This is a genomic window from Microbacterium elymi (assembly GCF_021582895.2).
GTDB classification, from domain to species: domain Bacteria; phylum Actinomycetota; class Actinomycetes; order Actinomycetales; family Microbacteriaceae; genus Microbacterium; species Microbacterium humicola.
The window spans coordinates 2,055,004-2,070,488 of record NZ_CP091139.2 but is presented as its reverse complement, the minus strand read 5'-3'; the positions used below and the strand labels follow the sequence as shown (position 1 = coordinate 2,070,488).

At 71.4% G+C, this 15,485-nt stretch carries 14 protein-coding genes and 4 pseudogenes; 5 read left to right on the top strand and 13 right to left on the bottom strand.

All coding sequences use genetic code 11. The features are described from left to right. Positions 1 to 19 precede the first annotated feature (19 nt). From L2X98_RS11275 to L2X98_RS11260, 3 genes and pseudogenes are all read left to right on the top strand, one after another. Positions 20 to 562: an ECF transporter S component gene (locus tag L2X98_RS11275; protein WP_259610969.1), complete on the top strand. Its 543-nt coding sequence runs from the start codon at positions 20 to 22 to the stop codon at positions 560 to 562. Beyond that, a pseudogene (locus tag L2X98_RS22295) lies at positions 559 to 2,509 on the top strand (ABC transporter ATP-binding protein). Before L2X98_RS11275 ends, L2X98_RS22295 begins: the two are co-directional and overlap by 4 nt. 108 nt (positions 2,510 to 2,617) lie before the next feature. Further along, positions 2,618 to 3,478: an energy-coupling factor transporter transmembrane component T gene (locus L2X98_RS11260; protein ID WP_435526190.1), complete on the top strand. Its 861-nt coding sequence runs from the start codon at positions 2,618 to 2,620 to the stop codon at positions 3,476 to 3,478. Here the strand turns inward: L2X98_RS11260 and L2X98_RS11255 are convergent. The 12 genes and pseudogenes from L2X98_RS11255 to L2X98_RS21005 all read right to left on the bottom strand — a co-directional run. After that, a complete protein-coding gene (locus L2X98_RS11255) occupies positions 3,432 to 3,872 on the bottom strand; it encodes an oligopeptide/dipeptide ABC transporter ATP-binding protein (protein WP_259610968.1) in 441 nt (146 codons plus the stop codon). The genes L2X98_RS11260 and L2X98_RS11255 overlap by 47 nt on opposite strands. 29 nt (positions 3,873 to 3,901) lie before the next feature. Beyond that, positions 3,902 to 4,468 (bottom strand): ATP-binding cassette domain-containing protein, encoded by a 567-nt coding sequence (locus L2X98_RS11250; protein ID WP_259610967.1) that lies wholly within the window; start codon positions 4,466 to 4,468, stop codon positions 3,902 to 3,904. An 18-nt stretch (positions 4,469 to 4,486) separates the two neighbouring features. After that, positions 4,487 to 4,642: a hypothetical protein gene (locus L2X98_RS11245; RefSeq protein WP_259610966.1), complete on the bottom strand. Its 156-nt coding sequence runs from the start codon at positions 4,640 to 4,642 to the stop codon at positions 4,487 to 4,489. Positions 4,643 to 4,685: 43 nt separating this feature from the next. Continuing rightward, entirely contained in the window at positions 4,686 to 5,627 is a 942-nt protein-coding gene (locus tag L2X98_RS11240; RefSeq protein WP_259610965.1) for an ABC transporter ATP-binding protein, read from the bottom strand. Between the two features lie 9 nt (positions 5,628 to 5,636). Next, a complete protein-coding gene (locus tag L2X98_RS11235; RefSeq protein ID WP_259610964.1) occupies positions 5,637 to 6,596 on the bottom strand; it encodes an ABC transporter permease in 960 nt (319 codons plus the stop codon). Positions 6,597 to 6,606: 10 nt separating this feature from the next. Then, the gene (locus tag L2X98_RS11230) at positions 6,607 to 7,347 is read right to left on the bottom strand and encodes an ABC transporter permease (protein ID WP_259610963.1); all 741 of its coding nucleotides are present in this window, start codon (positions 7,345 to 7,347) and stop codon (positions 6,607 to 6,609) included. A gap of 20 nt (positions 7,348 to 7,367) precedes the next feature. Then, positions 7,368 to 7,550, bottom strand: coding sequence for a hypothetical protein (locus tag L2X98_RS11225; RefSeq protein WP_259610962.1), 183 nt, complete (start codon positions 7,548 to 7,550; stop codon positions 7,368 to 7,370). A 42-nt stretch (positions 7,551 to 7,592) separates the two neighbouring features. Beyond that, on the bottom strand, positions 7,593 to 9,452 hold the full coding sequence (locus L2X98_RS11220) for an ABC transporter substrate-binding protein (protein WP_259610961.1): 1,860 nt from the start codon (positions 9,450 to 9,452) through the stop codon (positions 7,593 to 7,595). 127 nt (positions 9,453 to 9,579) lie between these two features. Next, positions 9,580 to 10,275: a helix-turn-helix transcriptional regulator gene (locus L2X98_RS11215; RefSeq protein ID WP_259610960.1), complete on the bottom strand. Its 696-nt coding sequence runs from the start codon at positions 10,273 to 10,275 to the stop codon at positions 9,580 to 9,582. Continuing rightward, positions 10,248 to 11,297, bottom strand: coding sequence for a hypothetical protein (locus L2X98_RS11210; protein WP_259610959.1), 1,050 nt, complete (start codon positions 11,295 to 11,297; stop codon positions 10,248 to 10,250). Before L2X98_RS11210 ends, L2X98_RS11215 begins: the two co-directional genes overlap by 28 nt. A gap of 200 nt (positions 11,298 to 11,497) precedes the next feature. Beyond that, a complete protein-coding gene (locus L2X98_RS11205) occupies positions 11,498 to 13,339 on the bottom strand; it encodes a Rossmann-fold NAD(P)-binding domain-containing protein (RefSeq protein ID WP_259610958.1) in 1,842 nt (613 codons plus the stop codon). A 58-nt stretch (positions 13,340 to 13,397) separates the two neighbouring features. Further along, positions 13,398 to 13,556, bottom strand: a pseudogene (locus L2X98_RS21005) (FAD-dependent oxidoreductase); the annotation flags it as partial. 106 nt (positions 13,557 to 13,662) lie between these two features. Between L2X98_RS21005 and L2X98_RS21000 the strand changes: the two are divergent. Together L2X98_RS21000 and L2X98_RS11190 are read left to right on the top strand one after the other, a co-directional pair. After that, positions 13,663 to 13,758, top strand: a pseudogene (locus tag L2X98_RS21000) (TetR/AcrR family transcriptional regulator); the annotation flags it as partial. Positions 13,759 to 13,925: 167 nt separating this feature from the next. Then, entirely contained in the window at positions 13,926 to 14,243 is a 318-nt protein-coding gene (locus L2X98_RS11190; protein ID WP_259613411.1) for a hypothetical protein, read from the top strand. Between the two features lie 10 nt (positions 14,244 to 14,253). Here the strand turns inward: L2X98_RS11190 and L2X98_RS11180 are convergent. Continuing rightward, positions 14,254 to 15,416: pseudogene (locus L2X98_RS11180) on the bottom strand (acyl-CoA dehydrogenase family protein). Positions 15,417 to 15,485: the final 69 nt, after the last annotated feature.

Below are 15,485 nucleotides of genomic sequence, written 5' to 3'. Positions count from 1 at the left end.
TCGCCGATAGACTGGACGGATGCCCGCGACCTCCGCCCTCTCCACCCGCGTCCTGCTGGTGTGCGCGGCGATCGGCGTGGCCTCCGGCATCCTCGGCGGTATCGCCGGCTGGGTGACCCCGGTCGTGATCGCGGGGGTGCCGATCATCTACGGCTTCGTCCTGGGCGCGCACGTGATTCCCGGCATCATCGCGCAGGAGGTGCTGCGTCTGCCCTGGGTGGCGCTGCTGGCGCATGTGCTCGCGGCGCTCGTGGCCAGCGCGATGGCGCCGCAGTGGGCGGGGCGGTTCCTGGGCACCGCGGTGCTGTTCGGCGGCATCCAGGAACTCGTGGCCGCCGTCACCCGATACCGGGTGTGGCGGGCGTGGCGCTTCTTCATCTCCGGCGCGGTGATCGGCATCCTCGTGGCGGTCGTGGTCGGCTTCGTCGTCAACCTCGCCTCGATGGCGCCGTGGGCGCAGATCTCCTACCTCGTGCTCTCGGTCCTCGGCCCGATCGCCTGGACCGCCATCGCCCTGGCGATCGGCGCGGGCCTTCATCAGGCCGGCATCGGCCGGCGATGACCGGGGCCGTGCCGCTGCTGCGCGTGCGCGATCTCGCCATCCGGCACGCGGGCGAGGATGCCTTCACCCCGCTCGCTGCGACGTTCGAGGTGCGCCGCGGCGAGGTGGTGCTCGCCTGGGTCCGAGCGGATCCGGCAAGTCGACGCTCACCCTGGCCCTGAACGGACTGATCCCGCACGACATCCCCGCCGAGGTCACCGGGATGGTCCGCGTGGGGGGCCTGGACACCGTCGAGACGCCGGTGTCGGTGCTGTCCACCCGGGTCGGCATGGTCTTCCAGGACCCCGACGCCCAGCAGGTCACCGGCACGGTGCTGGACGAGGTCGCGTTCGGGCCCGAGAACCTGCGGCTGCCGGTGGCCGAGGTGCTCGGCCGCTCCGAGACCGCGCTGCGGCGCGTCGGCCTGTGGGATCGCCGCCACGAGAACCCGGACGCCCTGTCCGGCGGGGGGCGCCAGCGCCTGGCGATCGCCGCCGCCCTGGCCCTCGGATCGCCGGTGCTCGTGCTCGACGAGCCGACCGCCAACCTCGACCCGCAGGGCATCGAAGAGGTGTACGCGGCGCTGGCCGAGATCGTCGCCTCCGGCGACCGCGCCATCGTGCTGGTCGAGCACAACCTCGATCACGCCGTCGAGTTCGTCGACCGCGTGGTGGTGCTGGATGCCGCGGGCCGCACCATCGCGGACGGTCCGGTCGACGACATCCTGCGCGCACGGGCGGCCGAACTGCACGCGCTCGGCGTGTGGCTGCCGACCTCGGCGCTGGCCGCGCTCACGCTGCGCCGCGCCGGATACGCGCTCGACCCGCTGCCGCTGACCCCGTCCGAGCTGCGCGCCGCGCTGGAGGCCTGCCCGCCCCCGGCCCCCAGGTCGCTGAGCGAGACGGGAAACCCGGCCCCCAGGTCGCTGAGCGAGACGGGAGCCCCGGCCCCCAGGTCGCTGAGCGAGACGGGAGCCCCGGCCCCCAGGTCGCTGAGCGAGCGGGGAACCCCGGCTCCCAGGTCGCTGAGCGAGCGAAGCGAGACGAAGCGCCGGGACATTGCGGTGGCCGGCCCTTCGTCTCGGTCGCTGCGCTCCCTCGCTCAGGGACCTGAGACGTCCCCGCTTGGACCTGACACGTCCCCGCTCGGACCCGACACGCATCCCGTCGTCTTGGTCCGGGGCCTCACGCTGCGCCGCGGCCGGACCGAGGTTCTGCACGAGGTCGACCTCGACATCCGCGCCGGCGAGTTCGTCGCCGTGATCGGGGCTAACGGGGCCGGCAAGACGAGCCTGCTGCACGCGATCGCCGGGGTCACCCGCCCGCCCCGCGGGACGGTGCGGATCGACGGCCGCGACATCACCCGGATGAAGCCGCGCGAGATCACCGGCAGGATCGGGTTCGTCTTCCAGAACCCGGAGCACCAGTTCGTCGCCCATACCGTGCACGACGAGCTGGCGTACGGCCTGCGGCATCTGCCGCGCGCGGACGCCGAGGCACAGATCGCGGACGTGCTCGCGCGGTTCGGACTGACCGACCGCGCCGACGTGCATCCGTTCCTGCTCTCCGGCGGGCAGAAGCGCCGCCTCTCGGTGGGCACCGCCCTCGTGGCCGGCGCGCCGGTGCTCGCGCTGGACGAGCCCACGTTCGGCCAGGACCGGGCCCGCGCCGACGAGCTGCTCGATCTGCTGGCCCGGCTCAACGCCGACGGGACCACCGTCATCGTGGTCACGCACGACATGCAAGCTGGTCACCGAGTACGCGTCCCGCGCGGTGGTCCTCGGCGACGGGCGGGTCCTCGCCGATGGGCCGACGGCGGATGTCTTCGCCGACGCCGCGCTGATCGCCCGGGCCGGGCTCCGCCCACCGCCGCTTGCGCCTCGCCCTGGCCATGCTGGCCGGCCACCCCGAGCTGGCCGCCATCACCCGGCTGGCCGACCTGCCCGGCCCCGTGGAGGGCGCACCGTGAGCACCGCCTCCCTGCCGCTGGACCCGTACGCCGAATCGGCCCCCGCCTCGCCGGTGCGCTTCCTGTACCGGCTGAACCCGCTGGCCAAGCCTCTCGCCGGCGCCGGCGATGATCCTCCTGGTCTTCGTGCGCGACCTGGCCACGCCGCTCGCCTTCCTCGCCCTCGCATATGCGGTGGTGCTCGTCGGTGCGCGCCTGACCGCGCGGCTGGCGGTCATGCTGTTCGCGGTGATCCCGGTGCTGGCGGCGGTGATGAGTCTCGGCTTCTCGCTGTGGGCCGATCCGGCCGGCGTCGACCACGGCGTGACCGTGCTCCGGATCGGCGACTGGGTGCTCTACGGCGCGGCCCTGCAGACCGGCCTGGCGACCGGCCTGCGGCTGGCGGCGATCATCGCCCTCGCCCTGATCGCCGGCCTGACCACCACCGGGCCGGACCTGGCCCGGTCGCTGGTCCAGCAGCTGCGCGTTCCCTACCGCGTCGGCTACACGGCCATCGCCGCCTTCCGCTTCGTGCCCCGGTTCGGACGCGAGTACGAGGTCATCCGGCAGGCGCATCGCGTGCGCGCGGCCGGCGACCGGCGCGGTCCGTTCGCCGCGCTGGGTCGCGGCCTCGGCTCGATCGTGCCCCTGCTGGCCGGCGCCATCCGGCACGCCGAACGGGTGGCGCTGGCGATGGATGCCCGTGCCTTCGGCGCGTTCCCGGACCGCACCGAGCGCCACCCGGTGCCGTTCCGTGCGCGCGATGTCGTGTTCGCGCTGCTGTTCCTGGCGGTCTCGGCGGCCCTGTTCGGCACGTTCTTCCCCTGGCGGCCAGTAGCCGCTGCCGCGGAAGAAGGCCCCGGACCGTTCGCGAGATCCGGAAGATGCACGCCCAGGGCGTCAAAACCGCACATATTGCCGATCTCGCGTGGGCGGGGATATATCAACCCCCCTGCTCGGGCCGCGGCAGGTCGGGACGCCCCGGGATGAGCCCGGCCGTCGTCATCTGCAGCGGGAAGTGGCAGGCGACCCGGTGCGGCACTGCGCCCGCGCCGTCACCGAGGGCCGCGGCATCCTCCGCGTCCTGCGACGGTCCGCCGCCGACGCGCAGCATCGGCTCGACCCGGGCGCAGATCTCCTGCGCCATCGGGCACCGCGTGCGGAACCGGCAGCCGCTGGGCGGGTTCAGAGCGGACGGCAGCTCGCCGCCGACACCGAGCTTGGCCTTCGCGCGCTCGGCGACCGGATCGGCCACCGGGATCGCATCGATCAGCCCGCGCGTGTAGTGGTGCTGCGGCGCCGCATACACCTCGGCCGCCGGCCCGATCTCGACGATCTTGCCGAGGTACATCACCGCGATCACGTCCGACAGGTAGCGCACCACCGACAGGTCGTGGCTGATGAACAGATAGGTCAGCTCGCGGTCGCGCTGCTAGCCTTCATCAGGTTCAGCACCTGCGCCTGGATCGACACGTCCAGCGCCGACACCGGCTCGTCGGCGACGATCAGCGCCGGCTTGAGCGCGAGCGCCCGGGCAAGGCCGATGCGCTGCCGCTGCCCACCGGAGAACTCATGCGGGTAGCGCTCGGCCGCCCGCCGAGGCAGGCCGACGTCCTCGAGCAGCTCGTCGACCCGCCGATCGCGGTCTCGCGCCGTGCCGACGTGCTGGATCTCCAGGGGCTCGCGCAGGATCGCCCGCACCCGCATGCGCGGGTCGAGCGAGGCGTACGCGTCCTGGAACATGAACTGCACGTTGCTCCGGTCCTCGCGCAGGTCGCGACGGTGCCGGTGCGCGAGGGGCCGTCCGCGGAACAGGATCCGCCCGTCGGTCGGCAGGTCGAGCCCGACGATGAGCCGCCCGAGCGTGGTCTTGCCGCATCCCGACTCGCCGACCAGCCCCACGGTCTGCCCGCGCGCGACCCGCAGACTCGCCCCGGCCACCGCGCTGATCGCCCCGACCTTGCGCCGGCAGGGCGCCACGGGTCACCGGGAAGTCCTTCACCAGCCGGTCCAGCTCGGCAGCGGCACGCCGTCCGCGGGGATGAACCGGGTGGGGGCGACCCATTCGCGGTCGTCGCTGGATGCCGCGTCCGCCGCGGGCGCGCGTGCGGCCGCGATCTCGGCGGGCGCCGGCAGCGGTTCAGTGCGCGGCACGAAGCACGCGAACCGATGGGACGGATCGGCGCTGATCCCCGATTCACCGGAGATGGCGCCGGCCGGTTCGAGCTGCGGCATCTCGGTGCGGCACCGTTCGATCGCGAACCGGCAGCGCGGCGCGAACGGGCACGCGTGCGGCGGGTCGATCAGGTCCGGCGGCAAGCCCAGGGATCGAGTAGAGCCTCTCGCCGGAGCCGGCGGCGCGCTCGGGCAGCGCCTCGAACAGCGCCTCGGTGTACCGATGCCGGGGCTGAGTGAAAAGCGTCTGCGTCTCGGCCGTCTCGGCGACCTTGCCCGCATACATCACGACGACGCGGTCGGCGCGGCCGGCGATCACGCCGAGGTCGTGGGTGATGAGGATGACGGCCATCCCGAGTTCGGTCCGCAGCCGGTCGATGAGCTCGAGGATCTGCTTCTGCACGGTGACATCCAGCGCCGTCGTGGGCTCGTCGGCGATCAGCAGCTTGGGCCGGCAGATCAGCGCCATCGCGATCATGATGCGCTGCCGCTGCCCGCCCGACAGGTGGTGCGGGTAGCTGTCCATCCGCTGCTCGGGGTGCGGGATGCCGACCAGCCGCAGCATCTCGAGCACCGGTTCGCGCGCCTGCGACCGCGACATCCCACGATGCGGCGGCAGCGGCTCGGCGACCTGCTCGCCGATGCTCTGGACCGGGTTCAGGCTCGTCATCGGGTCCTGGAAGATCATCCCGATGTCGCCGCCGCGCACCTCGCGCATGTGCGACTCGGGCAGCGTCGTCAGGTCTCGGCCGTCGAAGAGCACGTGGCCGCCGACCAGGTGGCCGCCCGGCGGCAGCAGCCGCTCGATCGACATCGCCGTCATGGTCTTGCCACATCCGGATTCACCGACCAGGCCCACTGTCTCACCGGCATCCACCGTGAACGACACGTCGTCGAGGGCGTGCACGACGGACTTGCTGAGCCGGATGTCGCAGCTCAGCCCCTGCACCTCCAGAAGCGCCATGACCCCCCCTCAGCGGCGCTCGAGCCGCACCTCGACCGCGTCGCGCAGTCCGTCGCCGACGAGGTTGACGGCCACCACGACGATGATGATGGCCAACCCCGCCGGGTAGATCAGCCACCAGTAGTTCAGGAACACGTACTGCGTGCCGTTGCTGAGCATGCCGCCCCAGTCGGTGGCCGGTGGCGAGATGCCCAACCCGAGGTAGCCGAGGTAGGCCACCAGCAGGATCGCGTCGGCGACCTGGAACGTCGCGTTCACGATCACCGTGCCCACCACGTTCGGCATGATGTGCCGGGTCACCGACCGCCATGACGACCCGCCCATCACGCGCACCGCCTGCACGTACTCGCGCACCCGCAGCGTGAGCGACTCGCCGCGCACGAGCCGGGCGGGCACCAGCCAGGCCGTCAGTCCGATCACGAAGATCATCACCGGCAGCGACGGCCGCACGATCGTGACCAGGAACAGCAGCAGGAACAGGATCGGGATCGCCAGGATCGCATCGACGATGCGCATCATCACGCCGTCCACGACACCGCCGAAGAAGCCGGCGATCGCGCCCCATACGGTGCCGACGATCGTGGCGATCGCCGCGGCTGCGAACCCCACGATGAGCGAGGTCTGCCCGCCCACCATGAGGCGGCCGAGCACGTCGTAGCCGGACCCGTCGGTTCCGAGGGGATGCCCCGGCCCGGGCGCCAGGTTCGCGGATGTCAGGTCCACCGTGACCTGGTCGGTGCGGTAGAGCAGCGGGCCGACGAAGCAGAACAGCACCGCGAGCGCGACCACGACGATTCCCACGATCGCCAGCCGGTTCTGGACGAACACCTCGAACCCGAGCCGGAACAGGCTCTTCGGACGCCCCGCGATGGTCCCGCCGGTGGCGATGGATGCCGCGACCTGCGGGGCCGCGGCATCCAGCCCGCCCACCGGTTCGACCGGAGGGGGTCCGCCCAGCTGCGTCGTCATGATCTCGCCCTCACAGCGCCACTCGCGGATCGATGGCGGCCAGGGAGATGTCGGCCAGGAGGTTGCCGATCACGGTCGCGAACGCGGTGATGATGACGACGCCGATCTCGACTGGGTAGTCGGACTGCTGCGCCGCCTGCCAGAACAGCAGCCCCATCCCGGGGAAGTTGAAGATCGACTCGGTGATGAGTGCTCCGGCGAACAGCGCCGGGAGGGACAGCCCGAGCAGCGTGATGATGGGGATGAGCGCGTTGCGCAGCACGTGCCGCCACAGCACGCGGGACGACGACGCGCCCTTCGCGCGCGCGGTGCGCACGTAGTCCTGACTCACGTTGTCCAGCACCGAGGAGCGCATGTACCGGGAGAAGCCGGCGATGCCCAGCAGCGCCAGGGTGACGATGGGCAGGATCATCGCGTCGAAGTCCTGGAAGATCGGGACCACGCCGTCGGACTGCGGCGCCTCGGGCGGCAGCCAGCCCAGGTACGACGAGAAGATCTCGATCATGATGAGCCCAAGGAAGAACGTCGGCGCCGCGTAGAAGATGAACGAGAGCCCGGTCGCGACGTAGTCGAAGGTGCGGTTGCGCCGCACCGCCTGGTAGATGCCGATCGGGATCGCGACGATGACGGTCAGCACGAGCGCCAGCACCGCCAGGATGATCGTCTTGGGCAGCCGCTCGACCAGCAGCGAGCCGACCGACTGGTTCAGCACGTATGAGAACCCGAAGTTCCCGGTGACCCAGCCGCCCACGGTCGTGAAGTACTGGACGATCAGAGGCTGATCCAGACCGTTCGCGACGTCGAACTGCTGGATCTGCAGCGGGGTCGCGCGCGGCCCCAGGATGGCCCGCGCCGGCCCCCGGGCAGCGAGTCCAGCAGGAGGAAGACGATGATCGTCACCACGAGGACGACGAGCACGGCCTGCAGGAGGCGCCGGATGATGTATCCGACCATCGCTTGCGCCTCCCGCCGGTCGTGCCCGTCATGTGCTGCTGATCAGTAGTGCCACTCCTCCGGCGTGATGTACCCGTACGGGTTGTTCGAGGTGTAGCCCTTCAGCCCGTTGGCGATCTCGGTGAGCGAGTAGGTGTAGTTGGGCTGGTAGATGACCGGGACGTTCTTGGCCATGAAGTCCTCGTACGCCTGCAGCACCGCGGTGCCGCTCTGCGTGTTCGTCGCGGCGATCAGCTTGTCGAGGGTGGCGTTCGAGTAGCTGCCCGAGTTCGACCCGGCACCGGTGGCGAACAGCAGCTCGCCGGTCGGGTAGAAGTCGGGTGCGTACACCCAGCCGCCGCCCCAGTTGCCCATCTGCCAGGTGCAGGTCTTGCCCGAGCACGGCACGGTCGCTCCGGTGACCGAGTTGAACGGCTCGGACTTGAGGTTCAGGGTGATCCCGACCTGGGCCGCGTTCGACTTGAGCGATGCCATCGCGGTGTCGATCGTCGCGTTGCCGCTGGCATACGGGAGCGTGAAGGTCAGCGCTTGACCCACCGCGATGCCCGCGCCGCACTCACCGGTTCCGGTTCCGGGCTTCGCGCAGGTCGTCGTCCCCTTCGGGACCACGTCCCACCCGTTGTCGGTGAGGTACTTCTTCGCGTTGGCGATGCTGAACGGATACGGGTTGTCCTTCTCGGTCTGCGACACGAGCGGGCTGTCCGGGAACAGCGGAACCGGACCGGTGGTCTGGACGCCGTAGTTCTTCGCGGTGGACGAGATGATCCCCTGCTGGTCGACGACCGACTGCAGGGCCTGGCGGAAGTACAGCTGCGTGAAGATCGGGCCCACGGTGGGGTTGTTGTAGTTGATCGGGAAGTAGTTGAATCCGTACAGGAACCACGGCAGCAGCTGGTAGTTCGAGTTCAGCGGGTTCGGGCCAGGAGAGGCCGGCGAGGTGTCGGCCGGCTTCGGCTTGGCGATGTCCTGCGTCGGGATGTATCCGACGTCGAGGGTGCTCCCGCCGCGCAGCACGTTGAACTCCGCGGTGTCGGTGGTGAACGGCACCATCTTGAAGTCCTTCACCTGCGCCTTCTGCGGCCCGGCGTAAGTGGGGTTCGGCACGAAGTCGACGTGCCCGTCCGAGTTGAAGCTCTTCAGCTTCCACGGCCCGTCCACCACCGACCAGACCTTGCTGGTCGCGTAGCTCGGCAGGTCCTTGGACTGCGCAGTCAGGTACGCGAACACGGCCTTGCAGCCGCTGATGTCCGTCACGCAGTCGCCCTTCGCTGTGGCGCTGGTCTCGTCCCAGGCCATCGGCATCGGCGTGATCTGGCTGAGCTGGTTGAACAGGAACCACTGCTGGCTGTAGGCCTTGTCTGTGGTCAGGACCACCGTCGTGTCGTTCGTGGCCTTCGCGCTGACGATGTTGTCGGGGAACTGTCCGGGCGCATAGCCGGCGTAGTTGGCCTTCTCGGCCTTGTCCATGTTGATCCAGAACAGCACGTCCTGCGCGGTGAGCTTCTCGCCGTTCGACCAGACGTACGGCTTGAGCGTGATCGTCACGGTCTTGCCGCCGTTGCTGTACGCGGGCTCGTTCGCGAGGCTCAGCGAGTCGTCGACACCGGTCTTGCCGTTGTCACCGAACCAATACAGGGTGCGGTACATCATCGACTGCATCTCGGCGTTGGTCACCGAGAAGTCGGCGATCGGCGAGAACGGCCAGATCCAGTTCGGCACGGTGCCCGGCGGCAGCGCCCACGAGATGGTGTCGGATGCCTTGCCTGGCGCGTTCGCGTTGGGTGCCGTCGTCGTGCCGGGGCTGGATGACCCGGAACAGCCGACCAGGGCGATGGATGCGGCGGCGACGATCACGGCCGGCAGCAGGAGCCGGCGCGATGCGCCCGAAAGATGAAGTTTCATGCTGAGCCTCCCGGCTTGAGCGTGGCGCGGTTGCTTGTGCCGTGGCGCGCAACTTCCTTCTCCTCAGTAAGCACTTCGGAATGACAAAGACCGCCCAGAGCGCGCTGAGCGTTCCTTCTGCGTCGGATCAGAACTCTGAGAACGTCTCCGGGCGATCGGGTGTCGGCGACAGCGCCGCGGCCAGGTCTTCGCGACGCTCGCACCCGAGCTTGCCGAATGCCTGATAGAGGTGGGACTCGACGGTACGGACAGAGAGCGTGAGCCGCTGCGCGATCTCGGCGTTGGCCCGTCCCTCCGCGGCGAGCGCGGCGACCTCCTGCTCGCGCCGGCTGAGCCGGAGCCTGCCGGTCGGCGAGCGGGGCATCTCCACGCCGCACTGCCGGGCCAGTCGCAGAGCGCGCGTCTCCAGACGTGCGGCGCGGGCGGCCTGTCCGTCCTCGCGGAGGAGGCGAGCGGCCGCCGTGGCCGCGTCCATCGCCTCCAGCCGCAGCCCCCGCTGTTCGAACCGCTCGCCGATTCGGGCCAGCGTCGTCGGATCCGACGCCGCCAGCGCCGAGACGGCGTCGGCGATGAGCGCGACCAGCTCGGATTCGCAGGCCGCGGCATCCGCCGCCAGCTCCGGGGCGAGCAGTGCCGCATCGCCGCCCTGCAGGGCGGCGAGGTACTTCAGCTGGGCCCGGTACACGGTGAACTGCTCGATTCCGTCCGCGCCGGCGTGTGTCGTGCCGGCGAGGGCGATGCGGACGGCCCCGGTGCGGTCGCCGGCCGCAGCGCGGACGCGCACCTCGGCCAGGATCAGGTCGAACCGCGAGCGGGCGGGCACCGGTGTGCGGTGCTGAATGCGGCTCTCGTCCAGCGCCTCCTGCGCGGCGCCCACGTCGCCGCGCAAGCGCCTCGATCTGGGCGAGGATGCTCAGCGCCCAGGGCAGCGCGCCGTCCAGATCGGTGCGGCGCAAGCAGGTCGACCGCCTCGCGCATGGTCTGCGCGGCCTCGGCGATCCTGCCCTGTCCGAGCCGGCACCGCCCCGCCACCAGTGCGGCGAGCCCGACCGTGGTGTGCTCGTGGCCGGCCACCAGCATCCGGTAGACGCCCTCGGCGACGACGGATGCCTCGTCGACGCGGCCCTCCAGCATCTGGCACATCAGCTCCTGCAGCGCCGCGTAGTCTCCGGCGCGCTGCGCCTCGGGCACCCCCGCGTCCTTCAGCGCGTAGAGCATCCGATGGGTCTGCCGCGCGCTGTGGGTCAGCCCCATCGTGGCCTGCGCCTCGCCGAGGGAGGATGCGGCGACCACGGCGGCGTAGTCCGGCGGCGCATCGTCGCCCAGGACGGCGCGGGTCAGGTCGACGGTCTCGGCCAGTCGCCCGTCGTCGGCGAGGATGTTCGCGCGCAGCGCGCGGGCGAGCCGACGGTCGGCGGGGCGGGCGGATGTCGCGGCCTCGACCCGCTCCAGGAGGTGCTCCGCATCCGCGGTCCGGCCCAGCCCCTGGTGCAGCGCGACCACGCTCGCGTCCAGCCACTCGCGGCGGAGCGCCGGCGAACCGGTGCGCAGGACATCGCGCTCGGCCACGGCGAGCAGCCGCGCGGCCTCGGCGAACCGCACCTGCTGGTTGCAGGCGATGGCCCACACCACGCGCGCCTGCGCCGCATCCGCCGCGCCCGCATCGATCGCCGCCTCGGCCAGGCGCGCGGCCCGTGCCGGGTCGAACGCCGTCAGCGCCAGTCGTGCCGCGCGCACGAGGTCGTCCGGCGGCGGAGCGATCCCGCTCTCCAGGCGCCACGTGGTGCGGCGCAGCAGGTCCTCGCCGGGAGAGAGCTGCTCGGACGCCTCGACCAGGATGCGCAAGCGCGGCACGCGTGGTCGCCACCCCCGCATCCGTCAGCAGCACGTCCGCGAACACCGGATGGTCCAGGCGGCACAGCCCGTCCTCGATCCGGATCAGGCCTTCGCGCTCGAGCCGGGCGAGGGCGTCGGGCTCGGCGACCCGCTCGGCGAGCCCGAGCGACAGCGGCTCGCCCACCGCGAGCCGGGTCAGCGCGACGCGGTCACCGGCCGACAGTCCGCCCAGGCGGCGGCCGACGGCATCCACCAGCCGATCGCCCACCACGACGGTGCCGTCCCAGGTCCAGACTCCGTCCGTCTCGGCGAGCGCCCCCGAGGCGACCGCGGCGCGCACGAGCTCCCGCGCGTACAGGGCGTTGCCGGCCGCGGTGGCCGCGAGCCGGTGCGCACTGGCGGCGGTGATGCGCTCGTCGAGGGCGGCCCGCAGCACCTCCTCCAGCTCCCGCGGGGGCAAGGGCGTCAGGTCGATCCGCGTGACCAGCTCGTCCGCCCACAGCGCCGTGATCGGGTCGGGGACGACGGCCCCGCGGCGCACGGTCGCGATCACCGTGACCGCCGCGGTGATCACCAGGTGCAGGATCAGGGCGGCGCTGGCCGGGTCGAGCAAGCTGCGCATCGTCGACCACGAGCAGCGGTCGCGGGTCGGCCGGCAGCGCCGCGGCGACCGCGCGGTAGCGGGCCGCGGCATCCTCCTCCGGCCCCGCGTGGGCGGCGAGGTGGGCGACCGCCGCGTACGGCGTCTGCCGCGTCGCACGCGTGCCGACCACCCGCAGCGTCGGGATGCCGCGGGCGGCGGCGGCCTGCGCGGCCTCACGGGCGAGCCGCGTCTTCCCCACACCCGCACCCGCGACGATGACGGCCCCGCCCGGAGCATCCGGAGTGTCGACACCGGCCCGGATCGTCGTGCACAGCGCGTCCAGCTCGGCGTCCCGGGCAAGGAACGGCCACTCCCGATCCGGGTCGTACGCCATGCACTCCCCTTCCGCTGCCCGCCCCCAGGCTAGCGAGCGGACGCGACGCGCGCAGGTGCGTCGCGTCCGACCGGAAGCGCGAGGTCGTCCGCCCCCTGGACGAACATGCGGCGCACGATCGGACGCGCGGGTCGCGACATCATCAGCCCGGTCATGACCCGCGAGAGGGCGGCCTCGGCGCGGCTCGCCGGCACCATCCGCTGGATGCCGCCCCCGGGAACCTTCTTGCCCGCCTCGGCGAACGGCGCGATGTCGGCGTCGTATTGCTCGCAGCGCGCCGGTCAGGTCGCCGCCGGCATCCGCGATGCGCGCGGCGAGCAGGTAGGCGCCGACGAGGGCGGTGGCGGTGCCCATGCCGGTCATGGGCGAGCCGCACGAGGCGGCGTCGCCGAGCAGCGCGATGCGGCCCTTCACCGCGCTCGGCAGGTCGATGCGCAGCGCTCGTCGAAGTAGAAGTCGGATGCCGCGGCCATCGCGTCGAGGATCTCGGGCGCGCGCCATCCCGCATCCTGCAGCAGGCCGCGGATCAGCGCCTCCTGCCGGCCGCGGTCTGCGCGCAAGCCGGGGATCGCTGTCCACGCGCAGGGTCAGCATCGCCTTCGCCGTCGTCGGGTCGAGGTCGGGCCGGATGCCGAAGGTGGCCCCCGGCACGAACCGCATCGAGAACCATCCCGGCTCGATGTCGGCGGGCGTGGGCATCGTGAAGAAGGCGGCGTATCCGCCCAGCCCGGTGGCGTACCGCTCCTCCGGCCCGAAGGCGAGCCGCCGCGTGGCCGAATGCACGCCGTCCGCGCCGACCACGACGTCGTAGCGCTCGGGCGCGCCGTGCTCGAACGCGACGTCCACGCCGTCGAGGGCAGGGTCGAGCGCCGTGATCCGGTCGTCGTAGCGCAGGTCGAGCAGGCCGGGCGCGGCCTCGGCGGCGGCAGTCAGCTCCGCCAGGAGCACGTCGGCGAGGTCGCCGCGTGCGATCTCGACCTCCGCGACGGCGCCCTGTCCGTCGAATGCGGCCATCGACATGCGGCCGAACACGCGTCCGCGGCCGTCGACGTAGGCCAGGCCCTCCTCGTGCAAGCCGGTGCGGCTCGATGCCGGGCATCAGGCCCATCCGCTCGGCCACCTCACGACTGGCGCCGCGCAGGTCGACCGCCTGCCCGCCGGGCCGGGGCGCGCTCGCGCGCTCGACCACGGTGGTGCGGACGCCCTGGCGGACGAGCTGCAGGGCGAGAGCGAGGCCGGCGATGCCGCCGCCCGAGACGAGGACGCGGATGCTGCTGTCGTGCGTTGTCATGAGGTGCTCCAATCTGATGAGACAAATGTCTAATACGTATGTCTAACAGACCGCTTGCACATCTGTCTAGTACGCGCGTCTCATTCATTTGTCTTAGACTGGCGCCATGGGCAACCGCGAAGACCTTCTCGCCGGCGCGCGCCAGGTGATCCTCGAGCAGGGAGTGGCCCGAGCGACCGCGCGCGAGATCGCGACGGCGGCCGGAGTCAGCCTCGCCGCGATCGGCTACCACTTCGGGTCGAAGGAGCGGCTGATCACCGAGGCGCTCACGCAGTCGCTGGGCAGCGGCATCGGCGATGCCATGGAGAACGTCGTCGCCGAGCACGCCGACGCCCCCTGCTCGACGGGTTCGCCGCGCTGTGGAACCGGATGCCCGAGATCTTCGCCGCCAACCGCGAGGCGCTGCTGGCGAGCCTGGAGAACGCGGTGCGCGTGCTGCGCGACGGGACGACGAGCCGCGAGCTCGCCGCGGCGACGGGTCAGGGCTACGCCGGCATGGCCGAGCAGCTGCGCGCCGCTCGGCCGGAGCTCGCCGACGCCGACGTCGAAGCGGTCGCGAAGCTCGACTACGTGCTCGTGCAGAGCCTCGGCATCCTCTGGCTGATGAGCCCGGATGCGATCCCCACCGGCGACGAGCTCGCGCGCGCGGTCGCCGTCATCGCCGCGACGCCGGCCGCCGACGCCTGAGCCCCGGCCCCTACTTGCGGCCGGTCACCTGACGCGCGACGATCTCGCGCATGACCTCGTTCGTACCGCCGTAGATGCGGTGGACGCGCGCGTCGGTCCAGGCGCGGGCGATCGGGTACTCGAGCATGTAGCCGTACCCGCCGTGCAGCTGCACGCCCAGGTCCAGCAGCTCCCATTCGCGCTCAGTGGCCCAGAACTTGACCTTCGCGGCCTCCTCCGGCGTGAGCTTGCGGTCCTTGTAGAGCAGCATCGCACGATCGATGTACGCCCACATCACGTCGACCGTGGTCGCCATGTCGGCCAGCGCGAACCGGGTGTTCTGGAAGTCCGCGACCGGCTGCCGAACGCATCCCGGCTCAGCGTGTAGTCCAGCGTCCACTTCAGCGCGGCCTCGCCGGCAGCCGCGGCCGCGACGCCGATCGACAGCCGCTCCAGCGGCAGGTTCATCATCAGCTGGATGAAGCCCTTGCCCTCGACGCCGCCGATCAGGTTCTCCTCCGGCACGAACACATCGGTGAAGCTGAGCTCGGCGGTGTCCCAGCCGTGGAAGCCCACCTTGTTCAGCTTCTTGCCGTGATCGAAGCCCTCCATCCCGTCCTCGATCAGGACGAGGCTGAACGCGTCCGGGCGATTGCCCTCGCCCGTCTTGACGAACGTCACGACGACATCGGCGGTCTTGCCGCTGGAGATGAACGTCTTCGCGCCGTTGACGAGGTAGCCGCCGTCGACCTTCTTGGCGGTGGTCTTGATGCCGCGCAGGTCCGAGCCCGCGCCCGGCTCGGTCATCGCGAGCGCGCCGAGCACCTCGCCGGTGGCCATCTTCGGCAGCCACTTCTGCTTCTGCGCGTCGGTGCCCATGTGCACCAGGTAGGGCACTGCGAGGTCGTCCTGGATGCCGAACGCGCCGGCCAGCGAGCCGTTGCCGGACTGGATGGTCTCTTCGAGCACGATCGCCCGGAAGCGGTAGTCCTGCAGCATCCCGGCGCCGCCGAACTCCTCCGGGACCGACAGGCCGATGATCCCGGCCTCGCCCGCGGCGAGCATCGTCGCCCGGTCGATCTCACCGTCGGCATCCCACTGCTCGCGCTTCTCGTTCGTGGCGTAGCGCTTGATGAACTCCTTGACGACGTCGCGGAACGCCTCGTGGTCCTCGTCGTAGATCTCCCGGTCCATGGCGGGCAGCCCTCTCTCTTCACCGAGTGTTCAATGGGCGGCGCGCTGCCGCGCCGCGGCACGTCGATC